The 25,086-nt window shown below is 52.8% G+C and carries 22 protein-coding genes; 14 read left to right on the forward strand and 8 right to left on the reverse strand.

Annotated features, from left to right (window positions below; all coding sequences use genetic code 11):
* Positions 1-18: 18 nt before the first annotated feature.
* On the reverse strand, positions 19-531 hold the full coding sequence (gene ompX, locus B880_RS0120865) for an outer membrane protein OmpX (RefSeq protein ID WP_017349407.1): 513 nt from the start codon (positions 529-531) through the stop codon (positions 19-21).
* 384 nt (positions 532-915) lie between these two features.
* Here ompX and rhtA point away from each other — a divergent pair, with 384 nt between their 5' ends.
* From rhtA to ybiO, 8 genes are all read left to right on the forward strand, one after another.
* A complete protein-coding gene (rhtA, locus tag B880_RS0120870; RefSeq protein ID WP_017349408.1) occupies positions 916-1,821 on the forward strand; it encodes a threonine/homoserine exporter RhtA in 906 nt (301 codons plus the stop codon).
* Between the two features lie 261 nt (positions 1,822-2,082).
* Entirely contained in the window at positions 2,083-2,586 is a 504-nt protein-coding gene (gene dps / locus B880_RS0120875; protein WP_017349409.1) for a DNA starvation/stationary phase protection protein Dps, read from the forward strand.
* A gap of 320 nt (positions 2,587-2,906) precedes the next feature.
* On the forward strand, positions 2,907-3,653 hold the full coding sequence (gene glnH / locus B880_RS0120880) for a glutamine ABC transporter substrate-binding protein GlnH (protein ID WP_017349410.1): 747 nt from the start codon (positions 2,907-2,909) through the stop codon (positions 3,651-3,653).
* A 78-nt stretch (positions 3,654-3,731) separates the two neighbouring features.
* The gene (gene glnP / locus B880_RS0120885; protein WP_026042816.1) at positions 3,732-4,391 is read left to right on the forward strand and encodes a glutamine ABC transporter permease GlnP; all 660 of its coding nucleotides are present in this window, start codon (positions 3,732-3,734) and stop codon (positions 4,389-4,391) included.
* Positions 4,388-5,110, forward strand: coding sequence for a glutamine ABC transporter ATP-binding protein GlnQ (gene glnQ / locus B880_RS0120890; RefSeq protein ID WP_017349412.1), 723 nt, complete (start codon positions 4,388-4,390; stop codon positions 5,108-5,110). The genes glnP and glnQ overlap by 4 nt, the downstream gene beginning before the upstream one ends.
* Before the next feature lie 244 nt (positions 5,111-5,354).
* Positions 5,355-6,074 (forward strand): hypothetical protein, encoded by a 720-nt coding sequence (locus tag B880_RS0120895; RefSeq protein ID WP_017349413.1) that lies wholly within the window; start codon positions 5,355-5,357, stop codon positions 6,072-6,074.
* Positions 6,071-6,547: a hypothetical protein gene (locus B880_RS25365; protein WP_017349414.1), complete on the forward strand. Its 477-nt coding sequence runs from the start codon at positions 6,071-6,073 to the stop codon at positions 6,545-6,547. The genes B880_RS0120895 and B880_RS25365 overlap by 4 nt, the downstream gene beginning before the upstream one ends.
* Before the next feature lie 238 nt (positions 6,548-6,785).
* Positions 6,786-9,056: a mechanosensitive channel protein gene (gene ybiO, locus B880_RS0120905; protein ID WP_017349415.1), complete on the forward strand. Its 2,271-nt coding sequence runs from the start codon at positions 6,786-6,788 to the stop codon at positions 9,054-9,056.
* Here the strand turns inward: ybiO and rlmF are convergent.
* Positions 9,053-9,964, reverse strand: coding sequence for a 23S rRNA (adenine(1618)-N(6))-methyltransferase RlmF (gene rlmF / locus B880_RS0120910; RefSeq protein WP_017349416.1), 912 nt, complete (start codon positions 9,962-9,964; stop codon positions 9,053-9,055). The two genes, ybiO and rlmF, sit on opposite strands and share 4 nt — an antisense overlap.
* 157 nt (positions 9,965-10,121) lie before the next feature.
* Here rlmF and B880_RS0120915 point away from each other — a divergent pair, with 157 nt between their 5' ends.
* The gene (locus B880_RS0120915) at positions 10,122-10,751 is read left to right on the forward strand and encodes a flavin reductase family protein (protein WP_017349417.1); all 630 of its coding nucleotides are present in this window, start codon (positions 10,122-10,124) and stop codon (positions 10,749-10,751) included.
* 202 nt (positions 10,752-10,953) lie between these two features.
* Positions 10,954-12,117: a M20 aminoacylase family protein gene (locus B880_RS0120920; RefSeq protein ID WP_026042818.1), complete on the forward strand. Its 1,164-nt coding sequence runs from the start codon at positions 10,954-10,956 to the stop codon at positions 12,115-12,117.
* A 67-nt stretch (positions 12,118-12,184) separates the two neighbouring features.
* Here B880_RS0120920 and ybiB read toward each other — a convergent pair whose 3' ends face one another.
* Positions 12,185-13,153, reverse strand: coding sequence for a DNA-binding protein YbiB (ybiB, locus tag B880_RS0120925; RefSeq protein ID WP_026042819.1), 969 nt, complete (start codon positions 13,151-13,153; stop codon positions 12,185-12,187).
* Between the two features lie 49 nt (positions 13,154-13,202).
* A complete protein-coding gene (dinG, locus tag B880_RS0120930) occupies positions 13,203-15,347 on the reverse strand; it encodes an ATP-dependent DNA helicase DinG (protein WP_026042820.1) in 2,145 nt (714 codons plus the stop codon).
* Here dinG and B880_RS26780 point away from each other — a divergent pair.
* The 3 genes from B880_RS26780 (at position 15,296) to B880_RS0120945 (ending at position 17,906) form a co-directional block, all read left to right on the forward strand.
* Entirely contained in the window at positions 15,296-16,018 is a 723-nt protein-coding gene (locus tag B880_RS26780) for a tetratricopeptide repeat protein (protein WP_157060598.1), read from the forward strand. The two genes, dinG and B880_RS26780, sit on opposite strands and share 52 nt — an antisense overlap.
* A 14-nt stretch (positions 16,019-16,032) precedes the next feature.
* Entirely contained in the window at positions 16,033-17,049 is a 1,017-nt protein-coding gene (locus B880_RS0120940; protein WP_017349422.1) for a hypothetical protein, read from the forward strand.
* Between the two features lie 122 nt (positions 17,050-17,171).
* Positions 17,172-17,906, forward strand: coding sequence for a MerR family transcriptional regulator (locus tag B880_RS0120945; protein WP_017349423.1), 735 nt, complete (start codon positions 17,172-17,174; stop codon positions 17,904-17,906).
* Between the two features lie 221 nt (positions 17,907-18,127).
* Here B880_RS0120945 and idi read toward each other — a convergent pair whose 3' ends face one another.
* The 4 genes from idi to bglX all read right to left on the reverse strand — a co-directional run bounded on the left by idi (position 18,128) and on the right by bglX (position 23,227).
* Entirely contained in the window at positions 18,128-18,661 is a 534-nt protein-coding gene (gene idi / locus B880_RS0120955) for an isopentenyl-diphosphate Delta-isomerase (protein ID WP_017349425.1), read from the reverse strand.
* A gap of 172 nt (positions 18,662-18,833) precedes the next feature.
* Entirely contained in the window at positions 18,834-19,946 is a 1,113-nt protein-coding gene (locus tag B880_RS0120960; RefSeq protein WP_017349426.1) for a suppressor of fused domain protein, read from the reverse strand.
* 100 nt (positions 19,947-20,046) lie between these two features.
* On the reverse strand, positions 20,047-20,958 hold the full coding sequence (locus B880_RS0120965; RefSeq protein WP_443146820.1) for an oxygenase MpaB family protein: 912 nt from the start codon (positions 20,956-20,958) through the stop codon (positions 20,047-20,049).
* Positions 20,927-23,227: a beta-glucosidase BglX gene (bglX, locus tag B880_RS0120970; RefSeq protein ID WP_026042821.1), complete on the reverse strand. Its 2,301-nt coding sequence runs from the start codon at positions 23,225-23,227 to the stop codon at positions 20,927-20,929. The genes B880_RS0120965 and bglX overlap by 32 nt, the downstream gene beginning before the upstream one ends.
* Positions 23,228-23,367: 140 nt before the next feature.
* Here bglX and dld point away from each other — a divergent pair, with 140 nt between their 5' ends.
* A complete protein-coding gene (gene dld / locus B880_RS0120975) occupies positions 23,368-25,083 on the forward strand; it encodes a D-lactate dehydrogenase (protein WP_017349429.1) in 1,716 nt (571 codons plus the stop codon).
* The last annotated feature ends 3 nt before the right edge of the window (positions 25,084-25,086 follow it).

Raw genomic sequence — 25,086 nt, forward strand, 5'->3', positions numbered from 1 at the left:
CGTTACTACAGCGCTAAATTAGAAGCTGTAGCCTACACCCACGATCCAGGTGCCGATATCGGTATTTTTCAGGCGGCTCTGCTCATAGCCTGCATCGATAGCGATATCCTGGATTGGGTTGAACTGCAGACCCGCACCGTATACGAAGCCCCAGCGGTCATTCTGGTTTTCGTTACGTGGAACGTTGCTGTTGAATTTACGGGTGCCGTAACCAACACCAACTACACCGTAGATGCTTGCCCAGTCATTCAGACGCAGAGCTGGACCACCGCTCAGGCTGTAGAAGTTGGCTTTGTTGTAGAAACCATCAATGGTGTTGTTCTTTGTGGTGTAGGTAAAGGAGCCGATCCAACCCAGTGGGTCGGTACCGTCTTCCCAGCGATACTTCAGGTTGACACCGTTAGCTTTGTTAGCCACGCCCTGGAAGTCGCTCTGCGCGTAGCCGACAGACACAGTGCTCTGTGCCATTGCGGAACCTGCAGAAACAGCCAGAACACAAGCCAGTGCTGAAAGACATGCAATTTTTTTCATAACCACCTCAAATGTGATAATACTTTCTCCTGACAACTCTAAAAATATAACAAAGAACAGAAAGAAACTCTGCTCGAATTTTGTTGTCTAACGAATTGTTTGGTGTAACAGAACGTTAATGAATCAATCTATCCAATTGAAATAATTGATAAAAATACCAAAAAATTCGCCCTTAAATTAGTTCACATCTTTTTTGCCTTTAAGTTTTATCCTAAAAAATGCCTGACAATTCTTTACAGAAACAGTGTAAAAAAGCTTACTTATTGCCCTTCTGTAGATTGTTTTTTTTTAATTTTCGTCTACGCATTTTTACTCAGCACTCCTGAGTTACACTGAGCAGTGTCTATCTCTGACGGAACATACAAACTAAAAAGGCTATAAAGGATGTCTCCAGCATTAAAAAGTAAAAACCTCACCTCTGCCTTGTTACCTGTTGCAATACTGCTGATCTCCATGGTTTCCCTGCAGGGTGGTGCTGCACTGGCAAAATCCCTGTTTCCACAAGTGGGCGCGACTGGCGTTACCGCATTGCGTCTTGGCTTCGGCACGGTCATGTTATGCCTGATCTTTAAACCCTGGCGGCTGAAATTCAGTGCCGGACAGCGTCGTCCGCTGATCTATTATGGCCTGGCGCTTGGCTGTATGAATTTTCTTTTCTATTTATCGCTACGCACCCTGCCGCTTGGCGTCGCCGTGGGACTTGAATTCCTCGGTCCACTGACGTTAGCCTTGGCAGGATCGCGGCGCGCGCTGGATTTCATCTGGGTCGCACTCGCGGTAGCTGGCCTCGCGTTCCTGCTTCCTATTGGTGCAAATATGCAACACATTGATCCACTGGGTGCGGTATTTGCGATTGGTGCCGGTGCGTGTTGGGCGGTATACATTCTGGCTGGGCAACGTGCGGGCAGCAGCCATGGCCCGGCAACCGTGGCAATGGGGTCATTGATTGGTTCGGTTATCTTCGTGCCCCTCGGGCTGACCTTCGCCAGTGAGGGGATTTGGCACTGGAATGTGGTTCCACTGGCGCTGATTGTGGCAATTCTCTCCTCAGCCCTGCCCTACTCGCTGGAAATGGTGGCACTGACGCGCCTGCCAGCACGCATTTTCGGTACGCTGATGAGCCTGGAACCTGCGGTAGCGGCACTCTCCGGGATTATGTTTTTAGGGGAAACGCTAAACACACAACAGGCGCTGGCTATCATCGCGATTATCTTCGCTTCTGCCGGTTCCACGCTCACCATGCGCCCCAAAAAGAGTCAGGTCAGTCCGATCAAGCTCGAAAACCAATAATAAATTGCCGCAGCGTAATGGCACTCTCTAACTTGTCATTACGCTGCCATGTTTGACGTTTAATATAAAATCCCCGATTGCGAACATGAATAAGAACGATTATCAAATCACGTTACCTGTTTTTCTAAAATAACCCCCTACTGCTTTGTTAAGTTATCTCTATTTCAGCTATCGCTCATACCGGGAAGGCAGAATCAGCACCCGCTGCTATACTTAGTTTCGTTGTTAATTAGGCACACCATCATCGAGAGGATTGAACTGATGAGTACCGCAAAACTGGTAAAAACTAAAAATGCAGAGCTGATCTACACCCGCAACGATGTGTCGGATGCAGATAAAAAAGCCACTATCGACGTGCTGAATCGCCTGGTTGTCGCCTTTATTGATCTTTCTCTGATCACCAAGCAGGCCCACTGGAACATGCGTGGCGCTAACTTCATCGGCGTACATGAAATGCTGGATGGCTTCCGTGCAGCCATCGCTGATCATCAGGACACCATCGCTGAACGCGCAGTGCAGTTAGGCGGCATCGCCCTAGGTACCACTCAGGTGGTCAACGACAAGACTCCACTGAAAAGCTACCCGTTAAATATTCACAGCGTGCAGGATCATCTTAAAGCGCTGGCAGACCGTTATGCGATTGTGGCAAATGCCACCCGCAAAGCGATCAGTGAAGTCTCTGATGAAGATACCGCAGATATTTTCACGGCTGCTTCTCGCGACCTGGATAAATTCCTGTGGTTCATCGAAGCGAATATTGAATAATTTCGTTGCTAATAATAAGGCGGGTTATCCCGCCTTTTTTGTACCCGCTGCAAATAACGAAACATTTTTTTGACTTTGTTAACATTTCTTTTTCTTTTATCTTCACATTGGAAAGAAGTCGTGCACACTGTGCTCGCACCAAAATAGCACTACGCACCAAAATGGGGCACCAAAATAGTGCCCTCATGGGTGGCGTAGGAGAATCGTGTCAGCATGCGACCATAACGTACTGATATGATTATAATAGCTGGAGTTGGCACGTTTATTGCTTACGAAATCCAGACCACCCGGGTTGCACCCGGCCCTGATAAGGAAAAATGATGAAGTCTTTGATGAAAGTTTCTGTGGCAGCGCTGGCGCTGGCCTTCTCACTCTCTTCCACCGCAGCAGATAAAAAACTGGTCGTCGCTACTGACACCGCCTTTGTTCCGTTTGAATTCAAACAGGGCAATGACTATGTCGGTTTCGACGTTGATTTATGGGCCGCTATCGCTAAAGAGCTGAAGCTGGACTACACCCTGAAGCCAATGGACTTCAGCGGCATTATTCCTGCGCTGCAAACCAAGAACGTTGATGTTGCACTGGCGGGTATCACCATCACGCCTGAGCGTCAGAAAGCCATCGACTTCTCCGACGGCTACTACAAAAGTGGTTTGTTAGTGATGGTGCGTAACAACGAAAATGACATCAAAGGAATTGATGACCTGAACGGCAAAGTCGTGGCTGTGAAGAGCGGCACCGGTTCGGTTGATTATGCGAAAGCGCATATCAAATCCAAAGATCTGCGCCAGTTCCCAAATATCGACAATGCTTACATGGAACTCGGCACCAATCGTGCAGACGCTGTGCTGCATGACACGCCAAACATCCTGTACTTCATCCACACCGCAGGTAAAGGCCGCTTTAAAGCAGTAGGCAGCTCTATTGAAGCGCAAGATTATGGTATCGCATTCCCGAAAGGCAGCGACGACCTGCGTAACAAAGTGAACGGCGCGCTGAAGACATTGAAAGACAACGGCACTTATAACGCTATCTACAAAAAATGGTTCGGGACAGAGCCTAAGTAAGCGTGATTTTGACTAAAATTTAGGCAGCGAATTTTTCGCTGCCCTTTTCCACTGCAACATTGTATTTGGAGTCGCACCATGGAGTTTGACTGGAGCGTCATTTGGCCTGCTATGCCAGCTTTGCTGGCCGGTGCCAAAATGACCTTAATAATCTCGATTATTGGCCTGATCGGCGGTTTGATCATTGGCCTGATTGCTGGCTTTGCCCGCGCCTACGGCGGCTGGATTGCCAACAACATCGCCCTGGTGTTTATCGAGTTGATTCGCGGTACGCCAATTGTTGTGCAGGTGATGTTCATCTACTTTGCCCTGCCGATGGCCTTCCCGGATCTCCGTATCGATCCCTTCACCGCAGCGGTGATCACCATCACGATTAACTCCGGTGCTTATATTGCGGAAATCACGCGTGGTGCTGTGCTGTCAATTAACAAAGGGTTCCGTGAAGCCGGTTTGGCTCTGGGCTTGTCCCGCCGTGAAACCCTGCGTTATGTGATTATGCCTCTGGCACTGCGCCGTATGCTGCCACCATTGGGGAACCAGTGGATCGTCAGCATCAAAGATACCTCACTCTTTATTGTTATCGGCGTTGCCGAACTGACCCGCCAGGGCCAGGAGATCATCGCCGGAAATTTCCGCGCGCTGGAGATCTGGAGTGCAGTTGCCATTATTTACCTCGTGATTACGCTGGTGTTGAGCTTTGTGCTGCGCCGCATTGAGAAAAGGGTGAAAATCCTGTGATTGAATTTAAGAACGTCTCAAAGAACTTCGGCCAGACTAAAGTCCTGCACGATATCAACCTGAAAATTAATCAAGGCGAAGTCGTGGTGATTATCGGGCCTTCTGGCTCCGGCAAATCCACCCTGCTGCGCTGCATTAACAAGCTGGAAGAGATCACCACCGGTGACCTGATCGTTGACGGTATGAAAGTAAACGATCCTAAAGTGGATGAGCGACTGATCCGCCAGGAAGCGGGTATGGTGTTCCAGCAGTTCCATCTGTTCCCACAGATGAGCGCACTGGACAACGTCGCATTTGGTCCGATTCGCGTCCGTGGCGCTTCGAAAGACGCGGCACAAAAACTGGCGAAAGAGCTGCTGGGTAAAGTGGGCCTCGCTGAGCGCGCACATCACTTCCCTTCTGAGCTTTCAGGCGGTCAACAGCAGCGCGTAGCGATTGCACGTGCGCTGGCTGTGAAACCTAAAATGATGCTGTTTGATGAACCAACCTCAGCGCTGGACCCGGAACTGCGTCACGAAGTCCTGAAAGTCATGCAGGATCTGGCGGAAGAAGGCATGACGATGGTTATCGTTACCCACGAAGTCGGCTTCGCGCAGAAAGTGGCTTCACGCCTGATCTTTATCGACAAAGGCACCATCGCAGAAGATGGCGACCCGGATACGTTAATTTCGAATCCGCCGAGCGATCGTCTGCGTGAGTTCCTGCAGCACGTTTCCTGATTGCTTTAGTTGAATCAGTAAATATAACCCGCCACTGGCAACAGCGGCGGGTTTTTTATTTTAGGCTTTCAGCTAACAGAATAAAACCCCACACCTTTCCGCCTTTAAAATAAAAAGGAAAACACCAAGACCAGGCTTGACTCTGTTTCACGCCCTTTTTGTTAAAACATATCAGCCCGATTTTCAGGGTTGAAACAGGTGGCAATGTGATGTCACCGACAAAATTAACAAGGGAGTGAGATAAATGAGTAAACGTACGGATATCATTGATGGTGCAGATGCAAAAAATGCTGGAAAAGGATTGGTCTACACCGAAGTTCTCGGTTGGGTAGACTTGGGGCATGCAAGGGGCGACGATATCAAAAAAATACTTAACGCAATGAATGCTGGTGAAGCTTCACAGGAAAAATACTATGATGTGACTTACGCTCAAGGCATGGGTGATAAATACAGACTGCTACGCACCGGTAAGATGCTGACATGGAAAATAAAGCGCGGGCGTCCTTTGTGGGAAAGACACAGTATCGCACTGGCCATGATGATGAGAATAGCCCGTAAATTTGAAGCTTATCAGGGAACATTTCCGTTTTATCGTGTTACCGATAGCGGCTTTAGCGGCGAAGATCTCGTTTCCGACTTACTGGGCTTTTACCGAATAGTCTCAACACCACATCCTTTTTCCCTGTTACGTCCAGTCAGCAAGGATGAGGCGCTCAAGCGCTGGGATTACTATGGGAAAATAGGTAGCTGGAAAAATGATAGCTTCTGTCCACTGCTGTTCCCCGACCCAGAGAAATTTCGCAATGCATACCCACCCAAAGGACTTTTACCTTCATTTATGAATACTATTGTGCCTTATGATGATTTTTTATCTGGTAATGTCATTTTGCCGCCACATAATCAAGAAAAAACTTTTTTAGTGATTGGTTCTGAAAGTGGAAAAATGAGGTTAGGAGAAAATTGAAAAAGAAAATCATTTCTACTGTCATTATCATGCTAATGGTTAGCGGTGTACTTTATGCTGCATGGGAATTTGTGAAAATGAATTTTGCCACCAGCGTACATTATACTGAACAAGACAGAATTAAATATCTTTATTACACCCATGAACTGTTAAAGAAATTCCCAAGAATTTCAGAAGATTACTCGTTTAGTTTTGCTAACATTATGGGGCCATCAATACTGATATACAGCATCCAATTCAATAACACTACGGACTTAACTCCGGTACGAACGTTTTTACAAACAGAAGGCTATAAACCTGCTGAAAGTTGTATAACCGAGTCTGAATGCTGGATTTCATCGTCTGGCAACACCGAAGTCTCTTTTTACAGTTCAAGCAAACTCAATTTTATCGAAATTGATCTTGAAGAGATAAAACAAGAGTCCGTACCTGCAAGAAAAACCAAAAGACAGCAAATTTGCAACAGGTTTTGATCCCAACGAGGGCGCAACGATGTTGCCCTCGTTTAATCACTCATACCAAAGCCTAAAAACATTTGCTCTGCTGGCAACATCAGCAAACTCCCACTCACACTCCTGAGCACGTTATCCTCGTCTCAGGAGTTCTCTCCCACCATGCGATTTTCCCCTCCTTTCCCCCTTTAAGACTAATCACCTGAAATCCCTGTCTATACTTTGCAACGGGTAAAGTCGCCTCATCAGGGAGATGGTTATGCCGTTACTGAAGCTGTTGCGCTCCACCTGTACGTGCGCATTCATACTCTGCATAGTGGTTATCAGCGGGATATCTGAAACGCAGGCTGCCGTGACACTGCCGCAGGCGGCGGTGGCGCAACAGAGCAGCGCAGCCGGTGCAACCAGCAGTGAGCCAAGCACTGCGGATAAAAAAGCCGCTTATGCCGCGCTGGCAAACATCCTCGATAACGACCAATCCCGCAAAGAGCTGATTGACCAGTTGCGCAGTGCCGCCGCCACCCCAGCGAATACCCCGGCTCCGGTACTGACCCCACCTGACAGCAGCGATCAAGATAAAACCGTGCTGGAAGGCGTCACCCAAGTGACACGGGAATACGGCGGTGAAGTGGCGAGCCAGTTTATTAACCTGCACAACAACATTGTGAACGCACCGCACAAGGCCTTTAATCCACAGACCGTGCTCAGCGCATCAAAGCACTTTGTGGTGCTGGCCGTGGCGCTGTTTGCCGTTTACTGGCTACTACGCATTCTGGCCGCTCCCCTGTATCGCCGCATGGGCAGTTGGGCACGACGTAAGAATCTTGAACGGCACAACTGGCTGCACCTGCCGGGCACCATCGGTATGGCCTTTGTTATCGACCTGCTGCTGCTGGCCGCCACGCTGTTTATCGGCCAAATCATTAGTGACAACTACAATGGCGGCAACCGCACCATCTCCTATCAGCAAGGCCTGTTCCTGAATGCGTTTGCTTTGATTGAATTCTTTAAAGCGGTACTGCGTCTGATCTTCTGCCCCGGTTATAACGAACTGCGCTTTTTCCACCTCAGCGCCGTCCGCGCGCGTTACTGGAATACCCGGTTGAGCTGGCTGAGCGGGGTGATTGGCTATGGCTTATTGGTGGTGGTGCCGATTGTTTCGAATCAGGTGAATCTGCAAGTTGCCGCCCTGGTGAACGTGGTGGTGATGGGCATTATGACCGGCTGGGCGCTGTGGCTGATTTTTCGCAATCGGCGCAATATTCATACCGCGCTGATCGCCCTGGCAGATCGCAGTCTCGCCTTTTTTGCCCTGTTTATCCGCGCCTTTGCGCTGGTATGGCACTGGTTCGCCAGCGCCTACTTTATCGCCCTGTTTTTCTTTTCGGTGTTCAATCCGGGAGACAGCCTGAAATACATGATGTCGGCTACCGTGCGTAGCCTCGCCATTATCTGTATCGGTGCCTTTATTTCTGGCATTCTCTCGCGCTGGATCGCGAAAACCATCACCTTATCGGAAGAGACGCGCCGTAACTATCCCGAGTTACAGCGCCGGGTAAACAGCTGGATCAAGGCGTTGCTTAAGCTGGCTCGGGTGGTCACCGTGTTTGCCACCTTATTGATGCTACTCAGCGCCTGGAATCTGTTTGACCTGTGGTACTGGGTGACACAGGGTGCCGGACAAAAAATGGTGGATGTGCTGATTCGTATCGTGGTGATCCTGTTGCTCTCTGCCGTTGGCTGGACCGTACTGGCGAGTGTGATTGAGAGCCGACTGGCGTCGGATTCCCATGGCCGTCCGATGCCCAGCGCGCGTACCCGCACGCTGTTAACCCTGTTCCGTAATGCGCTGGCGGTGGTGATCACCACTATTACCGTGATGATTCTCCTTTCAGAGATCGGCGTGAATATCGCGCCACTGCTGGCCGGGGCGGGGGCACTGGGTCTGGCGGTGTCATTCGGTTCCCAGACGCTGGTGAAAGATATCATCACCGGCATCTTCATTCAGTTCGAAAACGGCATGAATACGGGAGATTTGGTCACCATCGGCACCATTACCGGCACGGTAGAACGCATGTCGATTCGGTCAGTGGGGGTACGTCAGGATACCGGCGCGTACAACATCATTCCCTGGTCTTCGATTACCACTTTCGCTAACTTCGTTCGCGGTATTGGATCGTTTGTCGCGAACTATGATGTTGATCGCCGGGAAGACAGTGAACGGGTGAATGTTATTTTGCAGGCCGCGGTCAAAGAGCTGATGGAAAATCCTGACATCCGCAGCATGGTGATTGGGGAGCCGGGCTTTGCCGGACTGGTAGGTTTGACCAATCAATCATTTACGGTGCGTGTCTCCTTTACCACCCAACCGTTGAAACAGTGGACGGTGCGCTTTGCGCTGGATGACAAAGTGAAGAAACATTTTGATGCTGCCGGCATCAAAGCCCCACACCAGACGGTGCAAGTCATGCAGACCGGCAGCGATGTTTCCAGTGCTGCCAGCCTGCCTGCCCTACCGGCGGCAGATTAGCCCAGCAAACGACGTTGACGAGCCGCAGCCGGGAGGAAGCTCCAGGCAAGGAAGCGGCTTTGCTTCTGTCCCTGAGCCATATCGATAACGCGTACGGTTTCTACCTCAGCCTCCTCAAGCTGCTTGCGCAGTGCCGGGAGGTTCTCTTTGCGCGATACCAGAGTAGTAAACCAGACGATTTGCTGGCTGAAAGTCTCGCTCTCTGTGATCATCCGGGAGATGAACTGGCGCTCGCCCCCTTCACACCACAGCTCATGCTGCTGGCCGGAGAAGTTGAGCTTAGCGTCATTTTTTAGCCCAAGATTACGCACCTTACGCTGTGAACCCTCTGCGGCTTCCTCAGCGGATGCATGGAACGGCGGGTTACACAAAGTCACATGGAAACGTTCGTTTTTATGGACCACGCCTGCGAAAATACGCGCAGCATCGTCCTGACGACGCAGACGAATCGCGCGCTGCAAGCCCGCGTTCGCCGCCACAATCTTATTCGCGGCTTTGATCGCTTCCGCTGAGATATCGGTACCGGTAAAGCGCCAGCCATACTCAGCATGCCCGATGACCGGATAGATACAGTTAGCGCCGCAGCCGATATCCAGCACGTCCAACTGCCCCGGCTTCCGTCCGCCGCAGTCCTGCATCAGCAGGTCAGCCAGATGGTGAATATAGTCGGCACGGCCCGGAATCGGTGGGCAGAGAAAACCCGGAGCCAGCTGCCAGTTGAGCTGATAGTAGTGCTTCAGCAGTGCCTGGTTGAGCAGAATGACCGCCTCAGGATCGGCAAAATCGATCGACTGTTTACCATAGCCATTAGGGCGCACTTTTCCGCTAAGGGCCGGGAGCGCTGCGCAGAGCGCGTTGAAATCATACTCGCCCTGATGGCGGTTACGTGGGTGAAACAGGTTCTTCATGGGGATCCTCACTGTCAGAAGCGGGCGTACAATAACGATTCTGGCGCAGGAAATAAATCTTTGTGGCAAAAAGGGAGCGCACAATCCGTTCACCAAAAGTGTGACACCCGCGCGAGCACAGCGACTATGATAGCGGTATTCACTGCCGGAGACTGTCATGCATAAACGCTATACCTATCAACCCCGTGCCGGGCACGGCTTACCGCACGATCCCTTGAATGCCATCATTGGCCCACGTCCCATCGGCTGGATCAGTTCTGTCAGCGCCAGCGGTGAGCGTAACCTGGCCCCTTACAGCTTTTTTAACTGCTTTAACTACACGCCCCCCATCATTGGCTTCTCCAGCACCGGCTGGAAAGACAGCGTGCAAAATATTGTCGAAACCAAAGAGTTTGTCTGGAATCTGGCTACACGCCCGCTGGCAGAGGCGATGAACGAAAGCTCAGCGTCCATTCCACGACACGAAGATGAGTTTGCATTGGCGGGAGTGACGCCCATTCCTGCCTCGCAGTTGAATGTCAGTATGGTGGCCGAAAGCCCGGTGAATTTTGAGTGTCGTCTTACGCAATGCATCCAGTTAACCGATGCGCAGGGAGAGGCGATCAATAGCTGGCTGATTCTGGGGGAAGCGGTAGCCATCCATATTGATCCGGCACTGCTTGAAGAGGGCATTTATCAAACGGCGAAGGCCCAGCCCATTTTACGTGCCGGTGGCCCATCGGCCTATTATGGCATCAGTGAAGACCAGCGGTTTGATCTGCTGCGCCCGGATGCGCGCCGCCGTTAATGGCAACGTTCAGGTACAGTTACGGTGCCTGAACAGCTTGCAACCGCTTTTCCGTTCTGACTTATTCCAAATTGTTTTAGCCTATAGCCAAAATTCATCTGCGGTACGATAGACGTCAGTGGCCGCTTACGACTACAGTAAAATCCATATCTTGGTGATGACGATAATTGATGCCTTCACCGCTTATGGAGACACTTTGTTGATGACCCTGCCCGCCTCTTTACTCGCTGATGCCCTGCGCTGGCGTCGCCAGTTACACCAACGCCCGGAACTGGGCTATCAGGAACACCAGACCAGCAGCCAGGTCGCTGAAATTCTTGAACAGGCCGGATTACAGGTTTTCCGTGGTCTGGCGGGTACGGGCGTGATCGCAACGCTGGAAAATGGGCCAGGCCCGGTGATTGGCCTGCGCGCAGATATGGACGCGTTACCGATCACCGAAAAAGGGGAATCTGCCTGGCGGTCCACCACTCCCGGTGTGATGCATGCCTGCGGTCACGACGGCCACACCGCGATTCTGCTGGCCACCGCCTGCCATCTGGCCACCACGCGATGTTTTAGCGGCACGGTGCATTTCATCTTCCAGCCTGCCGAAGAGAACCTCGGCGGCGCACGTAAGATGGTCGAAGAGGGTCTGTTCCAGCGCTTCCCGATGGACGCCGTGTATGCACTGCACAACTGGCCAGGTTTACCGGTAGGTTCGCTGGCGGTGAACAGTGATGCGATGATGGCCTCACTGGATTCGTTTGAAATTACCCTGCAAGGCAAAAGCTGCCACGCCGCCATGCCAGAAAGCGGCGCAGACCCCATGGTGGTGGCTGCGGAGCTGATTCTGGCCCTTCAGACCATTCCTTCGCGCCGCCTTTCACCGCTGGCTTCCGCCGTGATTAGCGTGACCCAGATCCACGGTGGCGAAGCGATTAACGTGATTGCCGATAGCATTCAACTGCGCGGTACGGTGCGTTGCCTGCAAGGTGATGTACGCGATCGCGTTAAACAGCTTATTAATGAGTTTGTCACCACGCTGCCCCAGCCCTTTGGCGTGAGCGGCAGCATCGAGTGGCTGCCGGGCTATCCCGTGACGCGTAATCATGCGCCCTCTGCCGAACAGGTCCGGGCAGTGGCCGAAAAGACGTTGGGTGCTGAGAAAGTTCAGTGGCAGGTTAATCCCTCTATGGCCTCAGAGGATTTCGCCTGTATGTTAGAAGCCTGTCCTGGTGCCTATTTCTGGCTCGGCGCCGACGGCGTAACGCCTTCTGCGCCACTGCATAACGCGCACTTCGATTTTAATGATGATTTGCTGCCGATTGGCATTCAGTTCTGGCAGGAGCTGGTCGAACAGCTGTTGCCACGCCGTTCCAACTGACGGCTCCCCGCACAACAGACACGGGAAATTAGCAAACGTATGGCGCATCGACTGCGCCATCTTCCTGTTACCAGCCCGCCTGAGACAGCCACTCCAGACCTGCGTCAATGGATGCGCTGCGCCCACTCGCACGCAGACAACACGCCAGTTGCAGACGTAGCGACTGCGGTACTGCTCTTTCCCGCTGCAAGACCTGGTTTATCCAGCGTGCCGTATCGGCAGCGCTTTTCGATTCGGCCAAATCCAGCACAAGCTCTGGCTGGCGTTCCACCCAAACTTCCGCCTGCTGTTCAGCACCGCCAATCCAGTTGATGGCCGGACAACGCTGCGGATTCGCATACACCTCACCTTCGGTGCCGTTTAGCAGCAGCGCAGGCGCATCAATCGCCTGGAAGAACTGCCCGACGCGCGGCACGTATTCCGGGTGCGAAACGCTGGCAATACGCAGGGCAGCACGCTCGGCAAACGGTGTTGCCAGTTTTGCCAGCGTATGGGCACTGTTACGCACGCCCATTCTCCAGCGTAACGCGAGCTGTTTGGCCATTGGCGGACACAGGTGGTCAATGGTCATAAACACCAGTTGGTCTGCATCCAGCCGGGCTTGTGCCTCAGCGGCGTGGGTGCAGGCAGGCACACCCAGCTCAGCAAATACCGCTTCACTGGTGATACGCGTGGCATCGTCACTCACGCCGTGCACCAACACTGGAAAACCAATCCGCGATAGCAGTAAAGCCAGCAACGGAGTCAGATTGCCCTGGCGGCGTGCGCCGTTATAACTGGGAATGACAATCGGGACTGGACGCTCAGCAGGCGCTTGCAGGCGCATCATCTGCTGCTGCATCGCCTGGTAAAAGCCCAGCATCTCCTCTTCGCCTTCACCTTTAATACGCAGCGCAATCAGTACAGCGCCCAGTTCCAGGTCCGCTACTTCACCCGCCAGCATCGCCGTGTAAAGGGCAAATGCGGTGTCCCTGTCGATATCACGTGCATGATTTTTACCGCGCCCAATCTCTTTAATAATTTTGTTCAGTTCCATGATTCGCTTCCAAAAAGGGCCACCCATACTGGTGACAAAGCCTGGGTTGTTAACGCACTTTTTTGCGCGTACGTGTTTTTTTTACTTCAGCCGAGGGGACTGGTGGCTGCTCAATCGGGAACACCGGCAGGGCCGCCAGTAACCGGCTACCATAATTTTTACTCACCAACCGCCGATCATAAATCACTATCTCACCGAAGCAGTTATGGCTGCGAATGAGACGTCCTACCTGCTGAATCAGCGTGAATGAAGCGCTGGGCAAACTCTGGACTTCAAACGGATAGCGGTTGAGGCTTTTCAGCCACTCACCTTCGGTCAAAATTACCGGACTGTCTATCGGGGGAAAAGCGATTTTATGAATATGCACCTGGGAGAGCAGTTCGCCTTTAAGATCCAACCCTTCAGCAAAAGATTGCAGTCCCACCAGAATGCTCAGTTGGCCAGCCTCAACCCGTTTACGGTGCAGTTCAACCATGCGATAGCGCGGCTGATCGCCCTGCACCAGCATGGAAAGGCGCAGATCGGTCACATGGGTTAAAAACTGCTGCATGGCGCGACCACTGGCAAACAGCACCAAAATGCCTTTATGCTTCTTCTCCTCTACCTGCTGACGGAAGAAGCGCGCCATTTCAGCAATATGCTCCGCCTCTTGCTGCATCTGCGGCTCGAAGTGCATTTGTGGTATCACCAGTTTGCCCTGATCGACATGACTGAAAGGCGAGTCTAGTGCCACAAAACGATCGCCCGCTTTTTCATGCAGGCCTGACATTTCCTGTAAGCGGTTAAAGCTATTTAATGAACGTAAGGTCGCCGATGTCACCACCACGTGCGGGATTTTTCGCCACAGTAACTTTTCCAGCTGATCGCTAACGCGAATGCCGGCACAGTGAAACAGCATATGGGCCTGCCCGTCTCGCACTTCACGACTTACCCATTTGGAAACAGGCGCATTGGAGGCTTTTTCCATCGCCGCCAGCCGCCAGAGCTTACTCACCGCCTCAAAGCCACCAAAGTGCCGATTCAGCTGCAGTAACGCCCGGTGCAGTCGAACAATATCCACTTTTCCGGTCTGTTCGCCGAGGGCATTGATCAGCCCTTCCGCCAGCCCACGTAAGGCATCACACAGTTTGAACAGCCGGGCGCAGAGCACCATTAACGCTTCCGGGAGTTCACCCAGCACAAAGCGATATTCACCGGGTTGATTACTGGCGGGTAACAGCGGTTGTAACTGCTGGTAGGTTTGATCGAGGAGATCGCGCAATTCATCGCAATGTCCTTTGAGTCGTTCAGGATTGGTAAGCGGCGGCGGTGATTTCGGCCGCAGCTGCGCCATGATGCTCTCTACCAGACGAATAAACAGATCAAGCTGTAGGTTCCACCAGGCTGGGGTAATTTCGGCGCTCATCTCCAGTGCATCACGCGCGACTTCGGGCAGATGATGGCCTTCATCCAGCACCAACAGCAGGTTTTTCGGCGGCGGCAAGACCGACTCACTCTCCAGCGCGGCCATAACCAGCGCATGGTTAGCCACGACCACATCGACCTGCTCTATTTCGCGCCGGGCGACAAAAAACGGGCATTCGCGATACCAACGGCAATGCGCACCCAGACAACTGGCTTTATCCGTGGACAGGCGCTGCCACAGGCTGTCGCTAATGGCGATATCCGTGTGATCGCGCAGGCCATCCCACGCCCCTTGCGAAAGGGTCTTCGCCAGTTTGCCGCACTGGGCCTGCTCTTCTTTGGTGCTGCTCACCGCGTTCTCTTCATCGAGATAGAGCAGCAAATCACCCTGCTGATCGTCATCCGCCGCCAGCGCCGCCAGATTGCGCGGACACACGTAGCGACCACGGCCAAACGCCGCAGTAAAGGTCAGATCGGGAATGATTTTTTTCAGCAACGGCAGATCTTTGGTGAAGATCTGATCCTGTAACGCCACATTAGCGGTGCTGATCACCAGGCTTTTTTCTTCTGCGCGACTCACCGCAATGCCGGGAATTAGATACGAGAGGGTTTTACCCACGCCGGTGGGTGCTTCGATCGCCAAATGACGACCTTCATCCCCGGCAAGGCTTTTTGCCACTTCGGCGATCATTTGTCGTTGAGGTGGGCGGGGAATAAAGTCAGGCACCTGTTGCTGCAATGCTTTATACCATTGTGCAATCTGGGTTTTTACTGCTGCTGTCAGGGCCATGGTCATCACTGGGTAAGAAAAACAGCCTGTATTTTTACACAGTAGCGCCGCTGGCGTCAGCTTTCGTCTGCATTTTTTCGCGCTGGCTCGACAATTTCTCCCCGCCAATCGCCACGTGTTTTTTTATCTCTGGTCATCTGTACTCGCAAAGAAATACACGCCATGTCTGTGAACTTAGCCGCGGCAAGATCGCACCTACTTTGCGCACTACAACATCAAAAAAAGGAAAAATAATGAAAAATCATCCACAAAAAGAACAGGCCCCCCTCCCTCTCCCTCTCCCCGAAGAAGAGTGCGAAGCGGTATACGCGCGCGGCTACCAGGCCTTTAATGACCAACACTACGACACGGCTTTCGCCTGTTTTTCATTGCTTAGCCTGCTCGCCCCGCAGGAACCCGCTTACCTGTTTGCTTTGGCCTGCACGTTAAAAATACAAGGCCGTCACCGTGAGGCATTAGTGGTCTACCATCAGTGCCTTGAGCTTAATCCGCAAGATATCTGGAGCTGGTTCCACTCTGGGCAATGTTTTCAGATCCTCCGCGATATCCCCCGTGCAGTACTTGCCTTTCAGCGAACCGTCCAGGCCAGTTTCACCCCGACGATTAACGCAAACTCTGCCGACCTGCGTGCGCAGGCCGAAGCACAACTGCTCAGCCTTAACGGCCATTAATTCAGGAGTTCATCATGGCAATCGATCAATTACCCGGTATTCATGGCACACAAGGTCCCAGTGCACTCAATCAGACGAATGCCGCATCGTCCGCACCGGCCAGCGCAGAAGAGATGGGAATGACGGCAATAAGTAGCAGAAAAGCCCTGTTTGCCAGACGGGGAAATTACCCGTTCACACGCTCCCATTCGCTTGATCACAAGACAATGGATGTCACGCCGACCGGTATTCCATTACGCAGGCAGGACGAAGTCCCCTCACCCACCGTCCGGCAAATCAGTACCGATTCGATTGCTACAGCCACCTCTCAGGTCGATCCCAGCAGCCAGGTGGCCGCTTACAGTGCCGAACAGGAGCGATCCTCACAGACAATCAGTGCGTTGGAAAAGAACATAGCCCGCAATAGCTTGATTGAAGGTCTTGCCAAAATTCCTGCCCCCACCGCACAAGTCATAATGACCACACTTTCAGCCTCCATGAACGGTTCAGGTTACGGTATGGCGGCGATGGGGGCGGTGAATCTGGCCTCCAACGCCATTGATGCCGCCACCAGCGCTATGCACTACAAAGCCGTATTACAGGATCAACCTGGCTTAAAAATGGAAGGCAGCTCGATCAAAAATGCCCTTTACTGGTTGGGAACAAAAAGCGGCATATCTGAAAACCGTGCCATTCAAGTGGCTAATCACGGTGCTCCTATTGTTCAGGGGGCATTAAGTGCGGGAACGCTGGCATCCGTCTATTTTGATAATGCTTCGGTGTTTAACTATTTCAACGTCGGTGCCAAAGCCACGGCCACGGCCGCGCTGGCGGTGAACCATGCTATTGATCATCTCAACGTGAAGAAAACAGAGATGGAAGAGCAGCTGGTTGCGGAGAAAAGCCATTTAAACACGGCACATGAGTTAGAACAGGAAGCCGCAAGATATGAAAATCTCATGCGGACCAACCAACAGCTCAGGAGCGATAACAGCGCACTTCATGAAGAGATAACCGGGCTAAGATTGCGGAAAAACCGCACCAGCACATAGCCCATCACTCCCTGCGCCAACCTGTGTCACCTGCTGGCTAAGTTGTACATAGAAAAACTTATTGTACAACTTAGTCGCCAGAGTTAATGTAAACTCATCTACCTCTGTTTATTGAGAATGTTATGGCTTTTTACAGTATCGGTGATGTTGCCGAACGCTGTGGTATCAACCCGGTAACGCTCCGTGCCTGGCAGCGGCGCTATGGTTTACTCAAACCCCAACGCACTGAAGGCGGCCATCGTCAGTTTGATGACGAGGATGTTCAACGCATTGAAGAGATCAAACGTTGGATCAACAGCGGCGTACCGGTGGGTAAAGTAAAAGCGCTGCTGGAAGGCCAAACCGTTAACCTTAATGATGGCTGGTTCAAGCTACAGGAAGAGTTGATCAGCGTCGTGCGTCATGTCCGTCCTGCCAAACTGCGGACCAAAATTGCGACAATGGGCCGTGAAAACCCGGTTGATGCACTGATTGACCACGTTATTGTACCTGTGAGACAAAAACTGAGTCTGGATCAAACCACCGCGCGTGCCATGAGCAGCTTGCTGGACGGCGCTTTAATTGATTATGTCGCGTTTTGCCTCGCGGCTGGACGAAAAAAAGCCGGCAAAGATGCCTTGATACTGGGCTGGGGCGTTGATGACCGTACCCGCATCTGGCTCGAAGGCTGGCGTCTGTCACAACAGGGCTGGCGAATTGACGTGTTGTCAGAACCGCTTGAGACCCTCCAGCCAGAGCTGTTTCCGGGACAAACACTTTTCGTCTGGAGCGGTCGGGAATTGACCCGGCGTCAGCAAGAGATGATGTCGCACTGGCAGGAACAGGGTTTTTCCATCCAATCACATGTATCGTTGTGATCCACAACGCACGCATCGTCCTTGGCCTCAACGCAAGTGCGCGCTATTATCGTGCACCCGTTTTACCTGACTGGAATCCTGCATGAACTGGCGTACTCTTTTCTTTGGCTTTATCTTTGCCGTCATGGCACTCGGTGGTGCTGGCGCAATTATGCTGATTGGCTACTCAATTGTGATTGGTAAATAGCCTGACGCGTTAACGCCAGCCACGGCCAGCAAAATCAGTTACTGGCCGTAAATGCCGCGAGAAAAGCAGGAATACGTGGGAAAGTATGTAAAAACCACGGCGTAAACTGTTCAGGTGCTTGTTTTATCTGCTGCTCAATGTCTGCCACTGACTGATAGCGATAATCGTCTGCTTCTTCCGGGTTCATCTGCGGCAGTTCATCACTGATGGCAAAAAACACGTGACCATACTCGTGTTCCGTCAGCCCATTGCTTAATGGCAAATTGTAACTGAGCTCGAACACCGGTTGCAGCTTCAGCGTCATTCCCATCTCTTCCCGAAGCCGGCGTTCTGCCGCATCCTGCGTGCTTTCCAGCGGATAAGGGTGACCACAGCAGGTATTACTCCACAGCCCACCACAGTGATATTTATCACTGGCACGTCGTTGTAACAGAATTTCAAGGCGCGAGTTAAACACATACACCGTGATAGCACGATGCAGTAATCCCTTCTCATGTACTTCCAGCTTTTCCATTTTACCGGTGGGACGATCGAGGTGGTCAACAAGGATAACTTCAATGGCGGACATGACAACTCCTTAAGAAAAATCTCAACTATTTTACACCACGATCAGGTTGCGGGTCGCCTCTGCGTTGATAAAAATTGCGCAATCCGTGCGCTTTTTCAGCAATTGTTGCAGACAAAAAACGGGATGAGCCTTCGCAACGCTTATCGCTTCAAGGCCATATCCTCACATCAGGTTATTGCCCGGAAGCATCCACCACTTCCTGACGGGGCCGGAAAATATGGGAATTACCCTCTGCCCGAAGCCGTTTTAACAGCTGATGTCCGCCATATTCATCCTGGCAGGCAAAATGTTGCTCGTTGGCCGTGATCGGTGTCGCCCACAACAGCTTCACCGGGTCACCGGCGTTTTTTGGCAGCTTAATACGCTGATCCTCACTGGCGAGATCCTGTGCCAGTAAAAAGCTGGTGAAGCCCTGCGGTGTCATTTCTGACGCCAACGTATGGCAGTCACCAATCCACGTCAGGCGCGACCACGGCAGCGGTGCGAATTCAGCCAGCGCGCTGGCCATCTGAACTGCGCTGTGTTCCGTCATGATGTTGCTGTCTATCGCCATACCGATTTCGATGCGGCGATACTGCGGTGCCAGCTCATCAAACAGATGATTCACCTGCGGCATCGGACGAATCGACATGCCTAACGTAAAGAAATACCACACCTCTTCATGCCAGTACTGAGCAATGGCCATCGGCGGCCAACTGCCCTGATCGATCGCGTAATACTTCACTTCCGCCCCGAATCGGGACTGGTAATGGCTGAGCATGGTCTGCTGAAACTTGTCCCAGGCGGGTCCTTCTTGCCATTCCCGCCAGAACTGCCGGTGGTCAACCGCGGTAGCATAATGTTGATTGGTGGAGGCAGAACCTAAAGGGGATGTCAGTCGGTTAGCTTTAATACAGCCCGCAGAAAAGCTGATCTGCTTCTGCTGATACAGACTCCAGCCGGGGATCACTGCCAGGAGCTGCCCGTAATACCATAGCGCTGCGCCCTCGTCGCCCGGCTCCCAGATAATCTGCAAACCATTGGCATCCAACGGGGGTTCAGCTTCTAGCGTACGACAATATTCCGCACTCAGGAGCGGGGCAATCCCCTGCTCCAGTGCTTCACGATCTTCCTGCGCAGGTGCAGGGGATAGATTGCGTACCCAGCAGCCGCGTACCGCATATTGAGTGCGAAACAGTTCGGCTGGCCAGATATAAAAATAGGCCGTTCGTGAATCCTGCTCAACGATGGCCATCAACGTGCGTTGCTGATTCCACACTTCAGCAATCAGGGGGTGATGTGTCATAGCACCTCGATAAAACCTGGAGGGATCCATTTCTCCCGAGAATAGAGCAGGATCGGCACTCTCGCCATGCGACACAAGGGTAAAACTCTCAAAAGCAGACTCAGGGTGGATATCCCATCCGTGCCCGTGCCCGATGCCAGGCACCACGACGTACTGACCAGCGCAGTAAACGTGCGACCAGGTGAATCTGACTATCGGTGAACTGCTGCCGCCAACGCGGTAATTCTGCCCCTGACATCTGTTGCGCCCAAAGTGGCAGCAGTCCCGTGCCGCCATACAACATGGTGCGCATCACCGGGTACGCCATCCAGTGCGGTGCCGGTGCCTGCCACAGTAATCGCGTCACTTCAGCGGTCCGCGCATCAAAACGTAGCGCGGGTCGCATCTGTTCCAGATAGCGCTGAGTTTCCGCTACGCTGGTCGGTAAAGATTCGGCTCCCAGCGCCTGCGCAATCCGCGCCGCCTCGGCGTAATAGTCATCCTGCTCACGCAGACTCAGCTGTGGATTACGATAACGCAGGTGTGCCGCGAGAAAGCTGCTGGTTTCCGCGACATGTACCCACGTGAGCAGAGCCGGATCGCTGGCAGCATAGGGCTGTTGGTAGTTATCCACGCCGCTGACGCGCAGGTGAATATTTTTGACCCGCTCAATGAGCGTGTTCGCATCCGCCTGATTACCGAAAGTGGTGACGGCAATAAACTGGCTGGTGCGGCGCAAACGGCCCAGCATATCGGCGCGAAAGTTGGAGTGATCCCACACCCCGGCCAGCGCCGCCGGGTGTAGCATTTGCAACAACAGCGCACTGATTCCGCCGCACAGCATGGAGGGGAAATCACCGTGTACTCGCCAGACCACACTCTCAGGGCCAAACAGCCCGGCATCACCGGGCGGCTGGGTGAGATCAAACTCGTTGAGCGACAGGCCATTAACCCGAAAGACCTGCCGTTCAATGCGCTGGCGGAGTGGCTCCAGCAGTCGGTTAACGGTAGTCAAAGCTGGCACTCTGAACACGAGCAGAATCCAGCCCGATCATCACGTTAAACTTGCCCGGTTCAGCCACCTGTTGCAGCTGCTGGTTCCAGAACTTCAGCATATCGGCATCAATTTTAAAGCTGACGGTTTGTGATTCTCCCGCTTTCAGCATAATGCGCTGGAAGCCATGCAGTTCCTTCACCGGACGACTGATACTGGCGACCGGGTCATTGAGATACAGCTGCACCACCGTGGCACCATCACGTTTACCGCTGTTGGTCACGGTGACACTGGCATTGATCGTGCCATTGTGCGCCATAGCAGGCGCAGAGAGCGTCACCGGTGACACAGTAAAGGTGGTGTAACTCAGGCCGTAACCAAACGGATAAAGCGGCGAGTTATTGATGTCGAAGTAGCGCGATTTATACTTCTGTGGGTTGGTGAAATCGTACGGACGCCCGGTAGAAAGATGATTGTAGTACAGGGGAATTTGCCCCACGGAACGGGGGAACGTCATCGGCAGTTTGCCCGACGGATTGTAGGCACCAAACAGCACATCAGCGATAGCGTTGCCGCCTTCCGTGCCACTGAACCAGGTTTCCAGCATCGCGTCTGCCATCTGGTCTTCTTTGACCAGCGTTAGCGGACGGCCATTCATCAGCACAATCACCAGCGGTTTACCGGTGGCTTTCAACGCCGCGAGCAGCTTTTGTTGGCTCAGTGGAATATCAATGTTGGTCCGACTAGAGGCTTCATGCGCCATGCCCTGCGCCTCCCCTACCGCCGCAACAATCACATCCGCCTGACGGGCTTTGTCTACCGCTTCATCCAGCATTTGCTGCGGAGTACGGCTATCCACCGTGACGCCTTTCTCATACAGATTCAGGAAATCCTGCACTTTGCGGTTATCGGTAATATTGGCCCCTTTGGCATAGAGTAAGGTGGCCTTGCCCGCCGTCGCTGCCTGCATCCCTTGCAATAAGGTGACGGACTGTTCAGTGACGCCAGCAGCGCTCCAGCTCCCCATAATATCCCGCTTGCTGTCAGCCAACGGGCCAATCAGCGCAATCGTCCCGCTGTTTTTCAACGGCAGGGTCTCAAGGCGGTTTTTCAGCAGTACCATGCTTTTACGCGCGACATCACGCGCCTGTTCACGGTGCAGGCGGCTCTCTGCGTTGGTGTCTTGTGGATCGCTCTCTTGCGGGCCAAGGTGGCTGTAAGGATCGTTAAACAGCCCCATGTCGTATTTCACATTCAGCACATGGCGCGTAGCATCATCCAGTTCCTGCATCGTCACCGCACCGCTTTTTACCAGGCCCGGCAGGTATTTGCTGTAGTACTCATCGCTCATACTCATGTCCATACCCGACTTAAGTGCGATGCGCACCGCATCCTGTGGATCGCTGGCGACACCATGATCAATCAGCTCTTTAATCGCACCATGGTCGCTGATGGTAATGCCTTTGAATCCCCACTGCTTACGCAGGAGATCTTTCAGCAGCCAACTGTCGGCACTGGCTGGCACACCGTTGATCGAGTTCAGTGCCACCATGACACCGCCGCTGCCCGCATCCAGTGAGGCTTTATACGGTGGCAGATAGTCCTGGAACATCCGCTGTGGGCTCATATCGACCGAGTTATATTCCCGCCCACCTTCCACCGCACCGTACAGGGCAAAGTGCTTGACGCTGGTCATGACAGAGTAGCGATCGGCCGGGCTTTTCCCCTGCATCGCCTTCACCATGGTGCTGCCCATCACCGAAGTGAGATAGGTATCTTCACCGAAGCCTTCGGAAACACGGCCCCAGCGCGGTTCACGACTCACATCCACCATCGGTGCCCAGGTCATATTCAGACCATCGTCGGCCGCTTCATAAGCGGAGATACGCCCGACTTCACTCACGGCATCCCGATCCCAACTGGCGGCTAACCCTAACGGAATAGGGAAAATGGTGCGTTGACCGTGTACCACATCATAAGCAAAGAACAGCGGGATTTTCAGGCGGCTAAGCTGCATTACCTGATCCTGCATGGCACGAATATCCGGGCGGGTAACCGTATTAAAGATCGCCCCCACCTGCCCCTTTTGGATCATGTCGCGGATCGCCTCTTTTGGCGTATCAGGGCCGACGCTAATCAGGCGCAGCTGACCAATTTTTTCATCCAGCGTCATCTTTTTCAGCAGTTGGGAAACAAAGGCATCACGGGCCTGTTCCGTCATCGCGTGGGGTGCAGGCAGACTCTGCACCGCAAAAGCCGGTTGCATAGCCAGGGAAACAGCGAGAGATACAGAGCAAATCCATTTCATTAGATTGGGTCTCTTAAAAACGGCATAAAAGGAAAAAAATCAACGGCGGCAGTGTGCCATAACCAGAGGATAGCAGCCAGATACAGGCGTCACAGCTCCGTGCTACAGTAAATACGCACAGGCTTAAAAGGAAAACGTTCATGGAATATGCAGCATCGCATCAGACCGCCCTATTGACCGATCTACGTCGTCTGGTTGGCGCCAACCATCTGTTGACGGAACCAGAACAAACCGCCCGCTATCGCAAGGGATTCCGATCTGGCGAGGGCGAAGCCGTGGCAGTGGCCTTCCCCGGTACACTGCTGGAAATGTGGCGGGTGTTGCAGGTTCTGGTGGCAGCCGATGCGATCATCATACTTCAGGCCGCCAATACCGGCCTTACGGAAGGCTCGACCCCGCAAGGCAATGATTATGATCGTCCTGTAGTGATCATCAGCACGCTGCGTATTGATAAACTGCAACTGATCAACGACGGCAAACAAGTCCTGGCGTTTCCTGGTACCACCCTGTATCAGTTGGAAAAAGCATTGAAGCCGCTGGGACGTGAGCCGCATTCAGTGATTGGCTCCTCTTGCATTGGTGCTTCGGTGCTGGGAGGCATTTGCAATAACTCTGGCGGCTCACTGATCAAACGCGGCCCAGCGTATAGCGAACTGGCACTGTATGCGCAAATTGATGCCCACGGCCAGTTACGGCTGGTGAATCATCTCGGTATTGACCTCGGCACCTCGCCGGAAGAGATTTTGGGCCGTCTTGATGATGATCGCTGGCAGCCAGATGCGGTACGCGATGATGGCCGCCACGCCTCTGACCATGAATATGCCGAACGCGTGCGCGATGTGAATGCCGATACGCCGGCACGCTTCAATGCCGATGCCCGTCGCCTGTTTGAGGCCTCTGGCTGTGCAGGCAAGCTGGCACTGTTCGCGGTGCGTCTTGATACTTTCCCCAGCGAACCCCAGCAGCAAGTGTTTTACATCGGTACCAATGATGCCCAGATGTTGACCGAAATTCGCCGCCATGTTCTGGCCCATTTCCAGCAATTGCCGGTGGCAGCGGAATATATGCATCGTGATATTTACGATATCGCCGAAGTGTACGGCAAAGATACCTTCCTGATGATCGATAAACTGGGCACCGATAAAATGCCGCAGTTTTTCACCCTGAAAGGCCGTATGGATGCCTGGCTGGCAAAAGTGCCCTGGCTAAAACCCCACTTTGTCGATCGCCAGTTACAGCGTCTTAGTCGTCTTTTCCCGTCACACCTGCCGGACAGAATGACGCAGTACCGCGCACGTTTCGAACATCACCTGCTGTTGAAGATGTCGGGAGACGGTATTGCAGAAGCGCGCGAATATCTGCGCGACTATTTCCGTGAAGGGGGTGGGGAGTTTTTCGAATGTACCCCACAAGAGGGAACCCATGCGTTCCTGCACCGCTTTGCCGCTGCCGGTGCGGCAGTGCGTTACCATGCGGTACATGCTGATGAGGTAGAAGATATTCTGGCGCTGGATATCGCCCTGCGGCGTAACGATCGTGACTGGTTTGAAACCCTGCCCGCCGAAATTGCGGATTCAATCAGCCATAAGCTCTACTACGGGCACTTCTTCTGCCACGTTTTCCATCAGGATTACATCGTGAAGAAAGGGGTGGATGTACACGCTTTGAAGGAAAAAATGCTGGAGCTGGTTGCGGCACGCGGTGCAGAGTATCCCGCCGAGCACAATGTCGGCCATCTCTACGCCGCGAAACCGCAGCTCCAGGCATTTTATCGCCAGCTTGACCCCACCAACAGCTTTAACCCTGGTATCGGTAAGACCAGTAAACTCAAAGGCTGGGCGGTCAAAGCGCCTTAACCG

This window comes from Pantoea sp. A4 (assembly GCF_000295955.2).
Classification (GTDB): Bacteria; Pseudomonadota; Gammaproteobacteria; order Enterobacterales; family Enterobacteriaceae; genus Pantoea; species Pantoea multigeneris.